The 17,245-nt window shown below is 69.5% G+C and carries 18 protein-coding genes and 3 pseudogenes; 8 read left to right on the forward strand and 13 right to left on the reverse strand.

Annotation, left to right across the window (positions count from 1 at the left end):
• Positions 1 to 25: 25 nt before the first annotated feature.
• On the forward strand, positions 26 to 2,614 hold the full coding sequence (locus tag AV541_RS04915; RefSeq protein ID WP_060384378.1) for a valine--tRNA ligase: 2,589 nt from the start codon (positions 26 to 28) through the stop codon (positions 2,612 to 2,614).
• Here the strand turns inward: AV541_RS04915 and AV541_RS04920 are convergent.
• The 7 genes and pseudogenes from AV541_RS04920 to trpC form a co-directional block, all read right to left on the reverse strand.
• Positions 2,598 to 3,161, reverse strand: coding sequence for a DUF6812 domain-containing protein (locus AV541_RS04920; protein WP_060384379.1), 564 nt, complete (start codon positions 3,159 to 3,161; stop codon positions 2,598 to 2,600). The two genes, AV541_RS04915 and AV541_RS04920, sit on opposite strands and share 17 nt — an antisense overlap.
• Positions 3,133 to 4,184: pseudogene (locus AV541_RS13525) on the reverse strand (DHHA1 domain-containing protein). Before AV541_RS13525 ends, AV541_RS04920 begins: the two are co-directional and overlap by 29 nt.
• A 416-nt stretch (positions 4,185 to 4,600) precedes the next feature.
• A complete protein-coding gene (locus tag AV541_RS13530; protein ID WP_420855391.1) occupies positions 4,601 to 4,969 on the reverse strand; it encodes a DHH family phosphoesterase in 369 nt (122 codons plus the stop codon).
• On the reverse strand, positions 4,966 to 5,130 hold the full coding sequence (locus AV541_RS13535) for a hypothetical protein (protein ID WP_420855387.1): 165 nt from the start codon (positions 5,128 to 5,130) through the stop codon (positions 4,966 to 4,968). Before AV541_RS13535 ends, AV541_RS13530 begins: the two co-directional genes overlap by 4 nt.
• A pseudogene (locus AV541_RS04930) lies at positions 5,127 to 5,443 on the reverse strand (hypothetical protein). Before AV541_RS04930 ends, AV541_RS13535 begins: the two are co-directional and overlap by 4 nt.
• Positions 5,431 to 6,138 carry a 1-(5-phosphoribosyl)-5-[(5-phosphoribosylamino)methylideneamino]imidazole-4-carboxamide isomerase gene (hisA, locus tag AV541_RS04935; RefSeq protein WP_060384380.1) on the reverse strand — a complete coding sequence of 236 codons (708 nt, stop codon included), beginning with the start codon at positions 6,136 to 6,138 and terminating at the stop codon, positions 5,431 to 5,433. The pseudogene AV541_RS04930 and the gene hisA overlap by 13 nt, the downstream one beginning before the upstream one ends.
• A gap of 4 nt (positions 6,139 to 6,142) precedes the next feature.
• Complete coding sequence (trpC, locus tag AV541_RS04940) at positions 6,143 to 6,907, reverse strand: indole-3-glycerol phosphate synthase TrpC (RefSeq protein ID WP_060384381.1); 765 nt, start codon at positions 6,905 to 6,907, stop codon at positions 6,143 to 6,145.
• A 26-nt stretch (positions 6,908 to 6,933) separates the two neighbouring features.
• Here trpC and AV541_RS04945 point away from each other — a divergent pair, with 26 nt between their 5' ends.
• The 3 genes from AV541_RS04945 to AV541_RS04955 all read left to right on the forward strand — a co-directional run bounded on the left by AV541_RS04945 (position 6,934) and on the right by AV541_RS04955 (position 8,470).
• A complete protein-coding gene (locus tag AV541_RS04945; protein WP_060384382.1) occupies positions 6,934 to 7,164 on the forward strand; it encodes a VapC50 family PIN domain-containing toxin in 231 nt (76 codons plus the stop codon).
• A gap of 61 nt (positions 7,165 to 7,225) precedes the next feature.
• A complete protein-coding gene (locus tag AV541_RS04950; protein ID WP_060384383.1) occupies positions 7,226 to 7,639 on the forward strand; it encodes a helix-turn-helix domain-containing protein in 414 nt (137 codons plus the stop codon).
• A 3-nt stretch (positions 7,640 to 7,642) separates the two neighbouring features.
• Positions 7,643 to 8,470: a patatin-like phospholipase family protein gene (locus AV541_RS04955; protein ID WP_060384384.1), complete on the forward strand. Its 828-nt coding sequence runs from the start codon at positions 7,643 to 7,645 to the stop codon at positions 8,468 to 8,470.
• Here AV541_RS04955 and AV541_RS04960 read toward each other — a convergent pair.
• The 4 genes and pseudogenes from AV541_RS04960 to AV541_RS04975 form a co-directional block, all read right to left on the reverse strand.
• On the reverse strand, positions 8,423 to 8,860 hold the full coding sequence (locus AV541_RS04960; RefSeq protein ID WP_244880610.1) for a hypothetical protein: 438 nt from the start codon (positions 8,858 to 8,860) through the stop codon (positions 8,423 to 8,425). The genes AV541_RS04955 and AV541_RS04960 overlap by 48 nt on opposite strands.
• Positions 8,861 to 8,866: 6 nt before the next feature.
• Complete coding sequence (locus AV541_RS04965) at positions 8,867 to 9,601, reverse strand: amino acid ABC transporter ATP-binding protein (RefSeq protein WP_008632652.1); 735 nt, start codon at positions 9,599 to 9,601, stop codon at positions 8,867 to 8,869.
• 6 nt (positions 9,602 to 9,607) lie between these two features.
• Positions 9,608 to 11,577: pseudogene (locus AV541_RS04970) on the reverse strand (TRAP transporter permease).
• A 63-nt stretch (positions 11,578 to 11,640) separates the two neighbouring features.
• Positions 11,641 to 12,585, reverse strand: a complete 945-nt coding sequence (locus AV541_RS04975; protein WP_060384385.1) for a TAXI family TRAP transporter solute-binding subunit — start codon at positions 12,583 to 12,585, stop codon at positions 11,641 to 11,643.
• A 97-nt stretch (positions 12,586 to 12,682) separates the two neighbouring features.
• Between AV541_RS04975 and AV541_RS04980 the strand changes: the two genes are divergently transcribed.
• The 4 genes from AV541_RS04980 to merA are packed head-to-tail and all read left to right on the forward strand — an operon-like array spanning position 12,683 to position 15,852.
• Positions 12,683 to 13,921 carry an O-acetylhomoserine aminocarboxypropyltransferase/cysteine synthase family protein gene (locus tag AV541_RS04980; protein ID WP_060384386.1) on the forward strand — a complete coding sequence of 413 codons (1,239 nt, stop codon included), beginning with the start codon at positions 12,683 to 12,685 and terminating at the stop codon, positions 13,919 to 13,921.
• A complete protein-coding gene (locus tag AV541_RS04985) occupies positions 13,922 to 14,350 on the forward strand; it encodes a heavy metal-responsive transcriptional regulator (RefSeq protein ID WP_060384387.1) in 429 nt (142 codons plus the stop codon).
• Between the two features lie 9 nt (positions 14,351 to 14,359).
• Entirely contained in the window at positions 14,360 to 14,482 is a 123-nt protein-coding gene (locus tag AV541_RS13065) for a hypothetical protein (RefSeq protein WP_008632645.1), read from the forward strand.
• Complete coding sequence (merA, locus tag AV541_RS04995; RefSeq protein ID WP_060384388.1) at positions 14,479 to 15,852, forward strand: mercury(II) reductase; 1,374 nt, start codon at positions 14,479 to 14,481, stop codon at positions 15,850 to 15,852. The genes AV541_RS13065 and merA overlap by 4 nt, the downstream gene beginning before the upstream one ends.
• Here merA and AV541_RS05000 read toward each other — a convergent pair whose 3' ends face one another.
• Positions 15,853 to 17,079, reverse strand: a complete 1,227-nt coding sequence (locus AV541_RS05000; protein ID WP_060384389.1) for an aminopeptidase — start codon at positions 17,077 to 17,079, stop codon at positions 15,853 to 15,855.
• 31 nt (positions 17,080 to 17,110) lie between these two features.
• Complete coding sequence (locus tag AV541_RS13070) at positions 17,111 to 17,242, reverse strand: hypothetical protein (RefSeq protein WP_008632640.1); 132 nt, start codon at positions 17,240 to 17,242, stop codon at positions 17,111 to 17,113.
• Between the last annotated feature and the right edge of the window lie 3 nt (positions 17,243 to 17,245).

Consider the following 17,245-nt stretch of genomic DNA (forward strand, 5'->3'; position numbering starts at 1 on the left):
GGACACCTAGTAAACTGGGCGTAGCATGGACCTGCCCAAGGCCTACGATCCCAAGTCCGTGGAGCCCAAGTGGGCGGAGAAGTGGGCGAAGAACCCCTTCGTGGCGAACCCCAAAAGCGGCAAGCCCCCCTTCGTCATCTTCATGCCGCCCCCGAACGTCACCGGCTCCCTCCACATGGGCCACGCCCTGGATAACTCCCTTCAGGATGCCCTCATCCGCTACAAGCGGATGCGGGGGTTTGAGGCGGTGTGGCTTCCCGGCACCGACCACGCCGGGATCGCCACCCAGGTGGTGGTGGAGCGCCTCCTCCTCAAGGAGGGGAAGACCCGGCACGACCTGGGGCGGGAGAAGTTCTTGGAAAGGGTCTGGCAGTGGAAGGAGGAGTCCGGGGGGACGATCCTCAAGCAGCTTAAGCGCCTCGGGGCGAGCGCCGACTGGAGCCGGGAGGCCTTCACCATGGACGAGAAGCGCTCCCGCGCGGTGCGCTACGCCTTCAGCCGCTACTACCACGAGGGCCTCGCCTACCGGGCCCCGAGGCTCGTGAACTGGTGCCCCCGGTGCGAGACCACCCTCTCGGACCTCGAGGTGGAGACCGAGCCCACCCCCGGCAAGCTCTACACCCTGCGCTACGAGGTGGAGGGGGGAGGCTTCATAGAGATCGCCACCGTCCGCCCCGAGACCGTCTTCGCCGACCAGGCCATCGCCGTCCACCCCGAGGACGAGCGCTACCGGCACCTCATCGGCAAGAGGGCCCGGATCCCCCTCACCGAGGTCTGGATCCCCATCCTCGCCGACCCCGCCGTGGAGAAGGACTTCGGCACCGGGGCCCTCAAGGTCACCCCGGCCCACGACCCCCTGGACTACGAGATCGGGGAGCGGCACGGCCTAAAGCCCGTTTCCGTCATCAACCTGGAGGGGAGGATGGAGGGGGAGAGGGTCCCCGAGGCCTTGAGGGGCCTGGACCGCTTTGAGGCCCGGAGGAAGGCGGTGGAGCTTTTCCGGGAAGTGGGGCACCTGGTGAAGGAGGAGGACTACACCATTGCCCTCGCCACCTGCTCCCGCTGCGGCACCCCCATTGAGTACGCTCAATTCCCCCAGTGGTGGCTCAGGATGAGGCCCCTTGCGGAGGAGGTTCTGGAAGGCCTCAGGCGGGGGGATATCGCCTTCGTCCCCGAGCGCTGGAAGAAGGTGAACATGGACTGGCTGGAGAACGTCAAGGACTGGAACATCTCCCGCCAGCTCTGGTGGGGGCACCAGATCCCTGCCTGGTACTGCGAGGACTGCCAGGCGGTGAACGTGCCCCGCCCTGAGCGCTACCTGGAGGACCCCACCTCCTGCGAGGCCTGCGGGAGCCCCCGCTTAAAACGGGACGAGGACGTCTTTGACACCTGGTTCTCCTCGGCGCTATGGCCCCTTTCCACCCTGGGCTGGCCCGAGGAAACGGAGGACCTCAAGGCCTTCTACCCGGGGGACGTGCTGGTCACGGGGTACGACATCCTCTTCCTCTGGGTCTCCCGCATGGAGGTCTCGGGGTACCACTTCATGGGGGAAAGGCCCTTTAAAACCGTCCTTCTCCACGGCCTCGTGCTGGACGAGAAGGGCCAGAAGATGTCCAAGTCCAAGGGGAACGTCATAGACCCCTTGGAGATGGTGGAGCGCTACGGGGCGGACGCCCTTCGCTTCGCCCTCACCTACCTGGCCACAGGGGGGCAGGACATCCGGCTTGACCTCCGCTGGCTGGAGATGGCCCGAAACTTCGCCAACAAGCTCTACAACGCCGCCCGCTTCGTCCTTCTCTCCCGAGAGGGCTTCCAGGCCAAGGAGGACACCCCCACCCTGGCGGACCGCTTCATGCGAAGCCGCCTAAGCCAGGGCGTGGAGGAGATCACCGCCCTCTACGAGGCCCTGGACCTGGCCCAGGCGGCCCGGGAGGTCTACGAGCTCGTCTGGAGCGAGTTCTGCGACTGGTACCTGGAGGCGGCGAAGCCCGCCCTCAAAGCGGGGAACGCCCACACTCTAAGGACGCTTGAGGAGGTCCTCGCCGTCCTCCTCAAGCTCCTCCACCCCATGATGCCCTTCCTCACCAGCGAGCTCTACCAGGCCCTCACCGGCAAGGAGGAACTCGCCCTCGAGGCCTGGCCCGAGCCTGGGGAGAGGGATGAGGAGGCCGAGGAGGCCTTTGAGGCCCTGAAGCAGGCGGTGACGGCGGTGAGGGCCTTGAAGGCCGAGGCCGGGCTTCCCCCGGCCCAGGAGGTGCGGGTCTACCTCGAGGGGGAGACCGCCCCCGTGGGGGAGAACCTGGAGGTCTTCCGCTTCTTGAGCCGGGCCGACCTCCTTCCCGAAAGGCCGGCGAAGGCCCTGGTGAAGGCCATGCCCAAGGTGACGGTGCGCATGCCCCTGGAGGGGCTTTTGGACCTGGAGGAGTGGAAGCGCCGCCAGGAAAAGCGCCTAAAGGAGCTCCTCGCCCTCGCGGAGAAGAGCCAAAAGAAGCTTTCCGCCCCGGGCTTCAGGGAAAAGGCCCCCAAGGAGGTGGTGGAGGCCGAGGAGGCGCGGCTTAGGGAGAACCTGGCGCAGGCCGAGAGGATCCGGGAAGCCCTCAGCCAAATAGGGTGAGCCGGGGGTCCGAGGCCTCCCCGGGGGCCTCCACCACCCCCTCGGCGAGCCTCAGGTTCACGGTGAGGAAGGGAAACCGCTCCAGGGGGTCTAGGTCCACGAGGGGCTTGTCCGGGGCGAGGAGGTAAAGCCCCGCCTCCTTTAGGGTCTGGAAGGGCTTGGCCTGGGAGAGGAAGTCGGAAAGCCGCACTCCCCGCGGCAGGAGGAGCGCCCCCGCCAAAAGGTAGTCCCCGAAGAGGAAGGCGAGGCGCCTCCTCTCCAGGAGGGCCGGGCTCGTCCGGGGCTCGGCGGGCCTCCCCCCGGCCACCCACTGGACCCTCTCCTTGCGCAGGGCGAGGAAGTTTACGCTCGCCTTGAGCTCCCGGGCCTCCGGGGGATGGCGGAAACCGGGAGCGTAGACCAGGGCCCCGGTCACGGGGAGGTAGGGCCGTTCCTGGTTTAAGAGGTCGGCGGTGCCCGCCCCGGGCACCAGGTGGATCGTCCCGTAGACCCGGTAGGCCCCGGTGTAGATCCGGGCCTCATGGGCTTCCCGCGGGCTCCTGTACACGGTTTACCTCCCAGTAGGCAAGAAGGGCCTCGCTGAAGAGGCCCGGGTGGCGGCGCTCGTAGGCGAAGAGGAGGCGGCGGTGGACGAGGGCTTTGAGCCGGGCCTCGGGGGTGTGGAGGACGGGGGGGGCGGAAAGCCTGGCCCGCGCCTCCCGCCCCAGGGCCACCTCCACCCGCCTGCCCAGGACCGGCCTCGGGGGAAGGCCGAGCCAAAGCCCGGCCTCCTCGGGGGGAGGAGGCGGAAGCCCGCCTTCCTGGCGTAGTCCAGCCCCTCGGGGTTGTCCTCGGGGACGTAGACCCCTTCCCCCAGGCGGGCCCGGGCCAGGGCCTCGAGGAGGGGCAGGGGGTAGGCGAAGGGCGCGATCCCGCCCTCCAGCGCCTCTGGCTTTCGCAGGTCCACCGCCTGGACCTCGTAGGCGAGGTGGCCGTTCCAGGCGTTTTCGCTGAGGAGGCCCGCCACCTCCACCTCCGGGGGCAGGGCGAGGTCCCCCCGTTTCCAGGCCAGGACCCGCACCCCCTTCAGGCGGAAGGCGAGGTGGCGGCCCTCCCCGAGGCGCCGGGCCTCCTCCGGGGCGCCGAAGAGGAGGAAGAGGGGCTCGGGGTTTCCCTCGCCGTAGGGCTCCAAAAGGGCGAGCTCCCGGAAGACCTGGGGGAGGAGGCCGGGCTCCGGGAGCAGGTCCAAAAGGGCCACCTCGCGCACGGGGTCGGGGAAGCGGGCGGCGTAGGCCTCCACCCGGGCCTTGAAGGCGGGGAAGAGGGCCTCGTCCATGGCGAAGCCCGCCGCCTCCTTGTGCCCCCCGTAGCGCAACAAAAGGTCCTCGGCGCTCCTTAGGGCCTCCACGGCGCTGATGGGGGCGAGGCTCCGCACCGTCCCCTTGCCCTGGGCCACCAGGAAGACGGGCCGGAGGGTGGCCTCCAGGATGCGGCTCGCCACGATGCCCATCACCCCCGGGTGCCCCTCGGGGTCCAGGAGGACGATGGCCTTGGCCTCGGGGTCCGCCTGGGGGAGGAGCTTCCTGAGCATGGCTTCCTCCAGGGTCTGGCGGCGGGCGTTCAGCCAGTGCAGTTCCCCCACGAGGGCCTGGGCCTCGGCCGCATCGTCGGTGAGGAGGAGCTTTAAGGCCTTCTCCGCCTCCCCGAGGCGGCTTGCCGCGTTGATCCGGGGGGCGATGCGGAAGGCCACCTCCACCGCCTTTCCCGTGTACCCCACCGCCTCGGCCAGAAGCCTGAGCCCCACCCAGGAGGAGGCGGGGATGCGGGAAAGGCCCTCCTTCACCAAGGCCCGGTTCCAGCCCCAAAGGGGGGCCACGTCGGCGATGGTGCCCACCGCGGCGAGGTCGGCGTACTCCAGGGGTGGGGGAAGGCCCAGGCGCTCGTGGAGGGCCCAGAGGAGGAGGAAGGCCACCCCCGCCCCCGTGGGCTTCTCCTTAAGGTCCGGGGTCAGGGCGGGGTGGACCACGAGGCCGGGGGAGGGGTCTTGCCGGGGGTGTGGTGGTCGGTGACGATCACCTCCACCCCGTTTTCCACGAGCTCCCGAAGCTCCGCGTGGTTGGTGATGCCGCAGTCCACGGTGAGGAAGAGGTCCGAGGCCTCGAGGTGCTCGGGAACCCGCTCCATCAGCACCCCGTACCCTTCCTCCAGCCGGTGGGGGATGAAGGGGTGGACGTCGGCGCCCAAGGCGGCGAGGCCCCGAACCAGGATGGCCGTGCCCGTGAGCCCGTCGGCGTCGTAGTCCCCGTGGACGCGGATCCGCTTCCCCTGGCGGAGCGCCTCCTCCAGGAGGGCCGCCGCCTCCTCCAGCCCCCTCAGGGGAAGGAGGGCGAGGGGGGGTCCAGGTCCTCCTTCCGCCTAAAGCCCCGGTGCCAGTAGGCCAGGGCGGCCTCCGGCCCCACCTCCAAGGCCGCCATCACCTCCCGCCACTGGGCGAGGGGAGGGAGGGAAAGCACCCGCCAGCGGACCCGGTCCCTCATGCCTCCAGGTCCCGGTCGGGGATGCGGGGGATCTCCTCTATGCGCGCCTTTTTCAGCTCGGCCACCTCCCGCTCCAGGGCCCGGACCCGCCTCCAGGCGGCCGCCCGCTCCCGCCGCCCGGCCCAGGCGAGGCCCAGGGCGTAAAGCCCCCCACGCCGAGGCCCAGGAGGAAGGCCCCCGGCAGGAGGAGGTAGAGGGGCCAGGGGCCCCAGGGGGTGGGGAGGGCGAGGAAGGGGTAGGTCCCGTAGAGGTAAAGCCCCGTGCTCGCCACGAGAAGCCCCGACACCAAAAGGAGCCAGTTCACGAGCGCCATGACGCCTCCTTTAGCCGGATCCGGCCCTCGTAGAGGGCCTTGCCCACCAAAGCGCCGTCCACGCCCAGGGTCTGGAGCAGGTGGAGGTCCTCCGGGGAGGCGATCCCTCCCCCCACGATGAGCTCGTGGGGCCAGGCCGCCCGCACCCGGGCCACCACTTCCCGGTCCAGGCCCTTCAGGGTCCCGTCCCGGCGGACGTCGGTGTAGAGGAGGGTCCGCACCCCCATTTCCGCCCAGGCCCGGAGGAGGTCCAGGGCGGAGGCGGAGGCGGCCTCCTGCCAGCCCGAGACCACCACCTCCAGGCCCCGGGCGTCCAGGGCCACGGCCAGGCGGTCCGGGCCCACCGCTTCCAGCATCCGCGCCAGAAGCCCCGGGTCCTTCACGGCCACCGTGCCCACCACCGCCCGGCTCGCCCCCAGGGAGAGGGCCTCCTGCAGGGCCTCGAGGCTCCGGATGCCCCCCGCGAGCTGGAAGGGGATGGAGAGGGAGGCCGCCACCCGGCGCACCGCCTCCCGGTTCTCCCCCGTGCCCAGGGCGCGGTCCAGGTCCACCAGGTGGAGGAGGGTGGCTCCTTCCTCCTGGAAGCGCAGCGCGGCCTCTACCGGATCCCCGTAAACGGTCGCACGGGCAGGATCCCCCTCGTAGAGGCGCACCGCCTTGCCCGACTTCAGGTCCACCGCCGGGATGAGGCGCATGGCCCTATCCTACAAGCTGGCGGAGGGCTTCCTCCAGATTTGGGCTTCGCATGAGGCTCGTACCCACGAGGACGGCGTCAAAGAGCCCCTCTAAGGCCTTCAGCTCCTCCCTTCGGGCGTAGCCGGACTCCGCCACCAAGACCCCGCTATAGCCCCGCTCCCGCGCCAGGCGGCCGAGGCGGGGGGCGGTCTCCAGATGGATTTGCAGGGTGGCGAGGTCGCGGTTGTTGATCCCGAGGATCTCCGCGCCGGCCTCGAGGGCGATCTCCAGCTCCCTCTCCGTGTGGACCTCCACCAGGGCCTCGAGGCCAAGCCTTCTCGCCTCCTCCAGGTAGGCCCCCGTAAGCTCCCCCAAAAGGGCCACGATGAGGAGGGCGGCGCTCGCCCCGAAGGCCCGGGCCTCCCCCAGCATGAAGGGGTCCACCACGAAGTCCTTCCTAAGGAGGGGAAGGTCCACCGCCTCGCGCACCCGCTTGAGGTCCATAAGGCTTCCCCCGAAGCGGTGGGGCTCGGTGAGGACGCTCACCGCCCTCGCCCCGCCCCGCGCGTAGGCCAAGGCGGCCTCCACCGGGTCCACCTCCCTGATGACCCCCGCGGAGGGGCTTTGTTTCTTGACCTCGGCGATTACGGAAAGCCCCGGGCGGAGGAGGGCCTCCTTGAAGGAGGGCACGGAAGGGGGCTCGGGGAGGGGATAGGGGGCCACCTCGGAAGCCCGCTTCCTGGCGATCTCCCCCAGGACCCCGGGGACGCGGGAAAGGTCGGGCCTCATGGGGCCATTCTACCTAGAATGGGACCATGGCCCGCCCGCTTCCCCAAACCCTCTTTTTGGACGCCTACCTCACAGAACTTGCCGAAAGGCTGATCCGGAAAAACTTCCTGCCCGACCTCCTTCTCGGGGTGCTTCGGCGCCAGCGCCGCGCCCTGCGCAACCCCCCTCTCGGGGTGGAGGCCTTCCTGGAAAGCCTGAGGCGGGCCGGGCTGATCACCTTCGCAAAAGCCCTTGAGGCCTACAAGGGGTACCTCTAACCCGGCCGGGCCTGTTGCGTTTATTTCGTTTATCCGGTAAACTGGGGCCTGGAGGTTAGGTATGGGCGGTCTCCTCTTCACCCCTAGGCTCCCGGCAGAAGCGGTCAAGGCCTTCCGGGAAAAGCTCACCCCCGGCAAGGTCTTGCGCCTCGAGGAGGCCTCCTTGACCCTCACCCCCGAGCTGGCCCAGCTTCTCCAGGAGCTCCTGGGAGCGCTTTCGCGGGGCGAGATGGTGCGCATCGTTCCCATGGAAGCCGAGCTCACCACGGGCCAGGCGGCCGAGCTCCTCGGGGTCTCCCGGCCTTACCTGGTCCGGCTTTTGGAGGAAGGCAAGATTCCCTACCGCAAGGTGGGGACCCACCGCCGGGTCCGGGCCAGGGACCTTCTGGCTTACCTGGAGGCTTCCCGGAAGCGGGGCAGGGAGCTTTTGGACGAGCTCATCGGCGAGGCCCAGGAGCTCGGCCTGGGGTATTAGGCCGTGCGCGGCGTGGCCTTGGCCTTAGGGGGAGGGGGCGTCCGGGGGTACGCCCACCTGGGGGTGCTCGCCGTCTTGGAGGAAGCGGGCGTCCCCATCCGGGGCCTTGCGGGGAGCTCTGCCGGGGCTTTGGCGGCGGCCGCCTGGGCCTTCGGCTACAAGGACCCCTGGAGGGTGCACGGGGCCATCTTTGACCGGGAGGTGGCGGAGCTTTCCCGGGCGGGAAGCCTCCGGGCCTTGGCCCGGCTCTTCACCGCCTTCAGGCGCCCGGCCATGGTGGCCACGGACCGGATAGAGGAGGGGCTTAAGGCCCTCTTTGGCGAGGCGCGGCTGGAGGAAAGCCCCATCCCCCTGGCCATCCAGGCGGCGGACCTCCTCACGGGCGAGGCGGTGGTTCTGAGGAAGGGGCCGATGTGGAAGGCGGTTCTCGCCAGCATGGCCATCCCGGGCCTCTTCCCCCCGGTGGCCTTGGCGGGGCGGCTTTTGGTGGACGGGGACGTGGTGGAGAAGGTGCCGGTGCGGGCGGCCAAGGCCCTCTTCCCCAAGGTGGTGGCCGTGGATGTCTCCAACCCGCCGCCCAAGGAACCGCCCAGGACGGCCCTCGAGGCCGCCCTCCTGGCGGGCGAGGCGAGCCGGAGGCGGCTCAAGGCCCTGGCCTTGAAGGAAGCGGACGTGGTCATCGCCCTGGACCCTCCCTTTCCCATAGACACCTTTGACCACGAGCGGCTGGAATTCGTCTACGAACTGGGAAAGCACCGGGCCAAGGAGCGCCTTCCCGAGGTTTTAGCCCTGACGAGGACCCGGCTTAGGAACCTCTTGTTCCGGCGTTGAGCCCCTCTTCCCCCGGCGGAGGAAGAGCCAAAAGGCGCCGAGCCCCAAGGGGAGAAGGAAGAGGCCAAAGGGCCTAAGGAGGAGGCCCAAAACCCCTAGGAAGAAAAAAGCCCCGGCCCCAAGCCCCACCGCTATCAAGGGTCCGAGGGGTGCTTCCTCCTCCAGGGCGGAGCGGGCCTGGAGATGGAGCCAGGCCATCCCGATGACGGCGAGGAAAAGGAGGGGCGGATAAGGGGCCTGGGGCAGGAAGGGGGCAAGGAGGAGGAGGAAGCACCCCTTGAGCCCGAGGAGGAAGAGGCCATAAACCCTTAGGGCTCGGCGCCGGAGGTTGGGGTCGGCCTCGGGGTTGGCGAGGGCCTCGAGGAGGCCTTGCAGGAAGTTGGGGGCCATGGGGGTTTAGTGGTGGAGCACCCTTTGCAGGAAGCTTCGCGTCCTCTCCTCCTTGGGGCGCGTGAAGATCTCCTCCGGCCTCCCTTCCTCCACGATCTGCCCCCCGTCCATGAAGACCACCCGGTCCGCCACCTCCCGGGCGAAGCCCATCTCGTGGGTCACCACCACCATGGTCATGCCTCCTTGGGCCAGGTCCCGCATCACGTCCAAGACCTCCCCCACCATCTCGGGGTCCAGGGCCGAAGTGGGCTCGTCAAAGAGCATGATCTTGGGCTCCATGGCGAGGGCCCTGGCGATGGCCACCCGTTGCTGCTGCCCCCCGGAAAGCTGCGCCGGGTACTTATTCGCCTGGTCCAGGATCCCCACCCGCTCCAGAAGCTCCAGGGCCTTCTTCTCCGCCTTTTCCCGGGGCCAGCGCCGCACCCTCCTGGGCGCCAGGGTGACGTTTTCCAGCACGGTCATGTGGGGGAAGAGGTTGAACTGCTGGAAGACCATTCCCACCTCCCGCCTGACTTCCCGTAGCACCCGGTCGTCCTTGACGTTGAGGCCGTCCACCACCACCTCACCCTCCTGGAAGTCCTCCAGGCGGTTGACCGTGCGGATGAGGGTGCTCTTTCCCGAGCCCGAGGGCCCGATGATGACGAGCTTTTCCCCCGGGGCCACCTCGAGGTGGATCCCCTTGAGCACGTGCAGGGGGCCGAACCACTTGTGCAGGTTGCGGATCCGGATGATGGGTTCCACTTCCGGCTATTTTCGCACCCGCTGGACCAGGTAGACAAGGCCCATGAGCCCGAAGCCGAAAAGGTTGGCGAGCCCCGGGACCACGAGGGCGAAGGCGGCGAGGAGGAGGAGGCCCCGCTCCCAAAGGGTGGTCCGCTTGTGGAAAAAGCCCACCAAAGCGGCGCTGAAGGCCACCATCCCCGCGAAGGCCGTGGCCACGATGAGGGCGCCTTCCGCCACCGAGCCCACCCCGAGGAGAAGAAGCTTGGGGTTGAAGAAGAACATGTAGGCGAGGAGGGCGGTCCTGAGCTCGTACACGAAGCCCTGGACCGCCGTCTTCCAGAAGTCGGAGCGGGCGATGGCGCTCGCGGCGTAGGCGGCGAGGGCCACGGGGGGCGTGGAGTCGGCCATGATGCCGAAGTAGAAGGCGAACATGTGGGCCGCCACCGGGGGCACGCTGTAGCCCGCCTTCTCCGCCAGGTTCAGGATCACCGGCACCACCAAGGAGGCCATGACGATGTAGTTGGCGGTGGTGGGAAGGCCCATGCCGAGGAGGAGGCTTGTGAGCTGGGCGAGGAGGAGGACCAGAAGGAGGTTCCCCCCGGAAAGCCTCTCCACGATGTCCGTGAGCCCGAAGCCGATGCCCGTCATGGTGACGATGCCTACGATGACGCCGGCGGAGGCCGTGGCCAGGGCGATGCCCACCATGCCTCGGGCGCCCGCCTCGAGGCCCTCTAGGAGAAGCCTTCCCCCCTTGAGGAACCCGGGGCCCACCCCCGCCCCGCTCCTCCAGGCCCGCCAGGCCTCCTGCAGGAGGATGAGGAGGGCCATGAGGAAGACGGTGTTCAAGGCGGCCCGCTCTGGGGTGAGCCTCAGGCCCACCAGGGCGTAGAGGAGGTAGGCCAGGGGCAGGAGGTAGTGGAGCCCGGAGCGGAGCACGGGGGCGAGGGGAGGGAGCTCCGAACGGGGCACCCCCTTGAGGCCCAAGGCCAGGGCCTCGAGGTGCACGGTGATGAAGAGGGTGGCGTAGGCCAGGAGGGCGGGGATTAGGGCGATGAGGATCAGGTCGCTATAGGGGATGCCCAAGAACTCCGCCATGATGAAGGCGGCCGCCCCCATCACCGGGGGCATGAGCTGGCCGTTGGAGGAGCTCGCCACCTCCACCGCCGCTGCCTTCTCCGGGGGGTAGCCCACCCGCTTCATCAGGGGGATGGTGAAGGTCCCGGTGGTCACCACGTTGGACACCGAGCTCCCCGAGACCACCCCCATGAGGGCGCTCGCCACCACCGCCGCCTTGGCGGGTCCGCCGCGGAAGTGGCCGAGGAGGGCGTAGGCCGCCTGGATGAAGAACCGCCCCGCCCCCGCCTTCTCCAGAAGGGCCCCGAAGAGGACGAAGAGGTAGACGAAGGTGGCGGAAACCCCCAGGGGCACCCCCCAGATGCCCTCAGCGGTGGTGTAGAGCTGGCCCATGAGCTGGCCCCACTGGCTCCCGGCGTGGAGCTGAAGCCAGGGGGGAAGGGTGAAGGGAAGAAGCCCCTTGGGCCCGGTGAGGGCGTAGAGGATGAAAAGGGAGGCGATGACGGGCAAGGCGGGCCCCACCACCCGCCAGCTCGCCACGAAGAGGACGAGGAGGGTGAGGGTTCCCATGACCACGTCCCGTTCGCTCGGGATGCCCCCCGGATCTGGGTGATCCCGTAGTAGTCCCAGACCACGTAGAGCGCCCCCACGACGCCAAGCAGGGCCAAGACCCAGTCCAGAAGGGGCACCCGTTCCTTAGGCCCCCGCTTCCCCGGGTAGGCCAAGAAGGCCAGGGCCAGGGCGAAGGCCAGGTGGACCGCCCGCTGGCGGATGGGGTCCAGGGTGCCGGCCTCCGTGGCCCAGAGCTGGAAGAGGCTCCAGGCCACCCCGAGGCCAAAGAGGAGGTAGCGGGTCCACCCCTTCGGGCGCCTTCCTCCAAGCTCCGACTCTTCTACGAGAAGCGCCGCGTCCTTGTCCATAACCTTGCCCCTTACCGGACGAGGGGCCCCCTTCAGGGGGCCCCTCCTTTTAGGCCTTGCGGCTTACTTCAGAACCCCGGCCTCCTTGTAGAAGCGCTCCGCCCCGGGGTGGAGGGGGATGGGCAGGCCCTTCACCGCCTTCTGCAGGCTGAAGAAGCGCTCCAGGTTAGGGTGAATCTTCTTAAAGGCCTCCTGGTTGCCGAAGGCCGCCTTCATGAACTTGTAGACCGTCTCCTCGGAGAGCTTTTCCGAGGCGATGAGGATGGCCTGGACCGCCACGGTGGGGGTGGTCACGTCCACGCCCTTGTAGGTGCCGCCGGGGATGTTGAAGCCCACGTAGAAGGGGTACTTCTTGGCGATGGCCTGGATCCGGTTCAGGTCCACCGCCACGAGGGTGATGGGGGTGGTGAGGGCGAGCTGCTGGATGGCCCCCGCCCCCAGGCCCACAGTGTAGAAGAGGGCATCCGCCCGCTTGTCCTGCATGAGCTGAATCCCCTGGCTCGCGCTCACCCGGATGGCCTGGCCGAGGTCGTCAAAGGTGAGGCCGTAGGCCTCGAGGATCTGCCGGGCGTTCTGCTCGGTGCCGGAGCCCACGTCGCCCACCACCACCCGCTTGCCCTTGAGGTCGGCCACGGTGCGGATCCCCGCGTCCTTGCGGGCCACGATGTGGACCACCTCGGGGTAGAGGGCGGCAAGGGCCCGGATGGTCTTCACGGGTTTGCCCTCAAAGGCGGGAATGCAGCAGCCCTGGTAGGCGTAGTAGGCGATGTCGTTCTGGGCCAGGGCCATCTCAAACTCCCCGGCGTTGATGGCGTTGATGTTGGCCACGCTGCCGCCGGTGGAGCGGGCGTTGGCCCGGATACCCACATTGGCGTCGTTCACCAGCTTGGCGATCCCGGTGGCCACGGGGAAGTAGACCCCCGTGGTGGAGCCGGAGCCGATGGTGATGAACTCCCGGGCCAGGCCCAGGCCTGCGAGCGTCAAAGCGGCAAGGATCAGCTTCCTCATACACACCTCCTTGGTGCCGCCGGTAGTATACCCGGCCCTTGCCCTTCTGGCAAGCGCCGCGCGGCCCAGGGAGGGGTTTTTCGCTAGACTAGGGGGTATGGAGTACACCACCCTCGCGGTCCTCGCCGGGCTTCCCGAAGACCCCCATGGGGCGGTGGGGCTTCCCATCTACGCCGTGGCCGCCTACGGCTTCAAAACCCTGGAAGAGGGCCAGGAGCGCTTCGCCACCGGGGAGGGCTACGTCTACGCGCGCCAGAAAGACCCCACGGCCAAAGCCCTGGAGGAGAGGCTCAAGGCCCTGGAGGGGGCGCTTGAGGCCGTGGTCCTGGCCTCGGGCCAGGCGGCCACCTTCGCCGCTTTGCTTTCCCTTTTGCGCCCTGGGGACGAGGTGGTGGCGGCCAAGGGGCTTTTCGGCCAGACCATCGGGCTATTCAACCAGGTACTCGCCCCCATGGGGGTCGGGGTGCGCTACGTGGACCCTGAGCCCGAGGCCGTGCGGGGGGCCCTCACGGAGAGGACCCGGGTCCTCTTCGTGGAGACGGTGGCGAACCCCGCCCTCCTTGTCCCCGACCTCGAGGCCCTGGCCACCCTGGCCGAGGAAGCGGGCGTGGCCCTGGTCGTGGACAACACCTTCGGGGCGGCGGGGGCGCTCTGCCGGCCTTTGGCCTGGGGGGCCCACGTGGTGGTGGAGAGCCTCACCAAGTGGGCCTCGGGGCATGGCTCGGTGCTGGGCGGGGCGGTGCTCTCCCGGGAAACCGAGCTTTGGCGGAACTACCCCCAGTTTCTGCAGCCCGACCTCAAGGGCCAGATCCCCTGGGAGGCCCTTAGGGCCAGGTGCTTCCCCGAAAGGGTCCGCACCTTGGGGCTTTCCCTCTGCGGCATGGCCCTTTCCCCCTTCAACGCCTACCTCCTCTTCCAGGGCCTGGAGACCGTGGCCCTGAGGGTTGCGCGGATGAGCGAGACCGCGCGCTTCCTCGCCGAGCGCCTCCAGGGCCACCCCAAGGTGAAGGCCCTCCGCTACCCGGGCCTCCCCGAGGACCCCGCCCACAGGAACGCCCGGAAGTACCTGGCCTCGGGCGGGCCCATCCTCACCCTGGACCTGGGGGACCTGGAGAGGGCGAGCCGCTTCCTTGGGGCCATCCGCCTCCTCAAGGCGGCGAACCTCGGGGACGCCCGGACCCTCTTGGTGCACCCCTGGACCACCACCCACAGCCGCCTCAAGGAGGAGGCGAGGCTCCAGGCCGGGGTGACCCCAGGGCTCGTGCGGGTCTCCGTGGGCCTCGAGGACCCTCTGGACCTCCTCGCCCTCTTTGAGGAGGCCCTGGAGGCGGTCTAGATGCCCTACACCATCGGCCAGCTCGCCCGGGCGTTTGGCCTTTCGCCTGATGCCCTCCGCTACTACGAAAGGCTTGGGCTTCTCGCCCCCAGCGGCCGTTCGCCCGGGGGGTTTCGCCTCTACGGGGAGGAGGCCTTCCGCCGCCTCCGCTTCATCAAGGAGGCCCAGGCGGCGGGGCTTAAGCTTGAGGACATCGCCTGGATCCTCCGCGCCGTGGAGGAGGGCCATCCCCCCTGCCGCCACGTGCGGGAGGCCCTGGCCAAGCGCCTGGCGGAGGTGCGGCGTAGGCTCAGGGAGCTCCAGGCCCTGGAAGCGGCCCTGGCCGAACGGCTGGCCTACGCCGAGGCCCACCCTGACCCCGCCTGCGACGGCAAGGACCGCTGCGTCTATTTGGACCCCCTTGACCCTGGAGCACGCTCCAGGGTCTAGCCTGGGGGCATGGAGAAGAACCGGTACCGCATCAAGGTGCCCGGGATCCACGGCGCGGGGTGCATCCGCAGGGTGGAGCGGGTGGCCGGGGTGGAAAAGGCGTGGATGGGCTACCCGGGGGAGGCCCTATGACCTACGACCTCCTCATCGTGGGCTCGGGCTCCGCCGGGGTGGCGGCGGCCCTGGAGGCGAGCGCCCTCGGGGCCAAGGCGGCCGTGGTGGAGGCGGGGGTTTTGGGGGGGACCTGCGTCAACGTGGGGTGCGTGCCCTCCAAGTACCTCCTCCGGGCGGCCGACGCCTTCCACCGGGCGGGCCACTCCGCCTTCCCCGGCCTCCGCACGGAGGCCCTGGGGGTGGACTGGAAAGCCCTCCTCGCGGGCAAGGAGGGCCTGATCGCGGCCCTCAGGAAGGAGAAGTACCAGGAGGTTCTTGAGGCGGCCGGGGTTCCCGTGCTCCGGGGGAGGGCCCGCTTCCTGGACGGGGAAAGGATGGAGGTAGAGGGGCGGGAGGTCTTGGCCGGGCGGTACCTCCTCGCCACCGGGGCGAGGCCCTTCCTTCCGCCCATCCCCGGCCTCCAGGAGAGCGCGCCCTGGACCTACCTCGAGGCCCTCTCCGCCCCCGCCCTTCCCGAAAGCCTCCTGGTGGTGGGGGGTGGGCCCATCGGGCTTGAGCTCGCCCAGGCCTTCGCCAGGCTTGGGAGCCGGGTGACGGTCCTCGAGGCCCTGCCCGAGGTCCTGCCCCAGGAGGACCGGGAGCTTGCCCGGCTCCTCCGGGGCTACCTGGAGGAGGAGGGCCTTAGGGTCCACACCGGGGTCCGGGTGGAGACCGTGGTCCGGGAAGGGGCCTTCCGCGTCCGGACCGACCGGGGGGTTTTTGAGGCGGAGAGGCTCCTCGTGGCCACGGGGAGGAGGCCCAGCCTTGAGGGGCTCGGCCTGGAGCGGGCGGGCGTGGAGCGGGACGAGCGGGGCTTCCTTCGGCTGGACCCGAGCCTGCGCACCACCAACCCCCGGGTCTACGCCGCCGGGGACGCGGCGGGGCTTCCCCAGTTCGTCTACGTGGCCGCCCAGTCGGGCAGGGTGGCGGCCCGCAACGCCTTGGGGGTGGAGACGCCCCTGGACCTCGCCGCCCTCCCCCGGGTCACCTTCACCGACCCCGCCCTGGCCGCGGTGGGCCTCACGGAGGAGGAGGCGAGGAGGCGGTACGGCGCGGGGGTGCGGGCGGCCACCCTTCCCCTTTCCCAGGTGCCCAAGGCCCTCACCGCCCGCGATGCCCGGGGGGCCTTCAAGATCGTGGTGGACGAAGAGGGCACGGTCCTCGGCCTCCACGTCCTGGCCCACGAGGCGGGGGACGTCATCCAGGAGGGCATCCTGGCGGTGAAGTACGGCCTCGGCTATCGGGACCTCGTAGACACCTTCCACCCCTACCTGACCCTGGCCGAGGGGATAAGGCTCGTGGCCCAGGCCCTGGACGCCGATCCCAAAAAGCTTTCCTGCTGCGCCTGACTACACCACCCACCTTCCCCGGCGCATGAGAGGCACGCGGGTCCCGTCCTCGTAAAGCCCGTCCACGTCCATCTCCTCGGAGCCAATCATCCAGTCCACGTGGACGAGGCTTTCGTTGCCCCCCCGCTTCCGGAAGGCCTCCCCCGAGGGGCGGCCCTCGAGGTTCTCCTGGTAGGCCTGGCCAAAGGCGATGTGGCTTGCGGCGTTCTCGTCAAACAGGGTGTCAAAGAAGACGAGGCCCGTTTTGGCGATGGGGTTGTCCGCGGGGACCAGGGCCACCTCGCCCAGGCGCCTCGCCCCCTCGTCCGTGTCCAAAAGCCGCCTCAGCACCTCCTCGCCCTTCTCGGCCCGCACCTCCACGGCGAAGCCCCTTTCAAACCGGGCGAAGATCCCCTCCACCAGGGTGCCCCCCAGGGCCAGGGGGCGGCTTGCCCGCACCACCCCCTCCACCCGCTCCCGGTGGGGGGCGGTGAAGACCTCCTCCGTGGGCAGGTTGGGGTTGCAGAGCAGGCCCTTCTTCGTGGGGGTGGCCCCGCCCTGCCAGAGGTGCCCCTCGGCGAGGCCCACCACGAGGTCCGTCCCCGGCCCCTTGAAGTGGAGGGCGTGGAAGCGGCGGGCGTTCAGGTAGGCCACCTTTTCGTGAAGGGCGCGGTTGTGGGCTTCCCAGGCGGCGATGGGGTCTTCCTGGTCGGCCCGGGTGGCCTGGAAGATGGCCTCCCAGAGCCTCCTCACCGCCTCCTCCTCGGGGAGGCCTGGGAAGACCGCCCTCGCCCAGCCGGGGTGGGCGAAGGGGACGATGGTCCAGTTGGTGACGAACTCGGTGATGGCGTCCAGCGCGGGTTTGTAGGCCCGGCTCTGGGCTTGCTGGGCCCGGCCGATGCGCTCGGGAGGGAGGCCCTCCAGGGCCTTGGGGTCGTTGCCGGAGACCGCCAGGCGGGCCGCTCCCTCGCGGAAGGCCTTGGCCATGCCCTCGTAAAGCCAGCCAGGCGCCCGGTCCAACCCCTCCTCGGGGGCCAGGGAGAGGCGCTGGCGGGAGATGACGTTGTCGCTGTAGAGGACGGTGAAGAGGCTTGCCCCGTGCTCGTAGGCCTTTTGGGAAAGGAGGCGCACGAAGTCCACCGCCTCTATGGGGGCGGTGGCGATGACCTCCTGCCCCTTCTCCAGGTTGAGCCCCACGCGGATGGCAAGTTCCGCCAGCTTTTCCAGGTTGCGCTTGAAGGCGTCCACGCCCCAAGTCTTCGCCCGGAAGGGCCTTCCGTCAAGGCCTGGGGCAGCTTCGGGGCCGGGCGAGGAGGAGGGCGAGGCCCGCGAGGAGGAGGAGGAAGGGGCGGTAGGCCTCGAGGGCCAGGGCCAGGACCACGAGGAGGAGGACGAGGAGGTAGCGCGCCATGCC

Origin of the sequence: Thermus parvatiensis, from assembly GCF_001535545.1 — a bacterium.
In the GTDB taxonomy this organism is placed as follows: domain Bacteria; phylum Deinococcota; class Deinococci; order Deinococcales; family Thermaceae; genus Thermus; species Thermus parvatiensis.

Excerpts from the sequence above, each read along its gene's own strand:
- AV541_RS04980 (WP_060384386.1), top strand. The coding sequence starts at position 12,683 with ATGGAGTACACCACCCTCGCGGTCCTCGCCGGGCTTCCCGAAGACCCC.
- merA (WP_060384388.1), top strand. The coding sequence starts at position 14,479 with ATGACCTACGACCTCCTCATCGTGGGCTCGGGCTCCGCCGGGGTGGCG.
- AV541_RS04960 (WP_244880610.1), bottom strand. The coding sequence starts at position 8,860 with ATGGCCCCCAACTTCCTGCAAGGCCTCCTCGAGGCCCTCGCCAACCCC.
- AV541_RS04975 (WP_060384385.1), bottom strand. The coding sequence starts at position 12,585 with ATGAGGAAGCTGATCCTTGCCGCTTTGACGCTCGCAGGCCTGGGCCTG.
- AV541_RS13065 (WP_008632645.1), top strand. The coding sequence starts at position 14,360 with ATGGAGAAGAACCGGTACCGCATCAAGGTGCCCGGGATCCACGGCGCG.
- AV541_RS04915 (WP_060384378.1), top strand. The coding sequence starts at position 26 with ATGGACCTGCCCAAGGCCTACGATCCCAAGTCCGTGGAGCCCAAGTGG.
- AV541_RS13070 (WP_008632640.1), bottom strand. The coding sequence starts at position 17,242 with ATGGCGCGCTACCTCCTCGTCCTCCTCCTCGTGGTCCTGGCCCTGGCC.
- trpC (WP_060384381.1), bottom strand. The coding sequence starts at position 6,907 with ATGAGGCCCGACCTTTCCCGCGTCCCCGGGGTCCTGGGGGAGATCGCC.
- AV541_RS04985 (WP_060384387.1), top strand. The coding sequence starts at position 13,922 with ATGCCCTACACCATCGGCCAGCTCGCCCGGGCGTTTGGCCTTTCGCCT.
- hisA (WP_060384380.1), bottom strand. The coding sequence starts at position 6,138 with ATGCGCCTCATCCCGGCGGTGGACCTGAAGTCGGGCAAGGCGGTGCGC.
- AV541_RS04945 (WP_060384382.1), top strand. The coding sequence starts at position 6,934 with ATGGCCCGCCCGCTTCCCCAAACCCTCTTTTTGGACGCCTACCTCACA.
- AV541_RS04950 (WP_060384383.1), top strand. The coding sequence starts at position 7,226 with ATGGGCGGTCTCCTCTTCACCCCTAGGCTCCCGGCAGAAGCGGTCAAG.
- AV541_RS13535 (WP_420855387.1), bottom strand. The coding sequence starts at position 5,130 with ATGAGGGACCGGGTCCGCTGGCGGGTGCTTTCCCTCCCTCCCCTCGCC.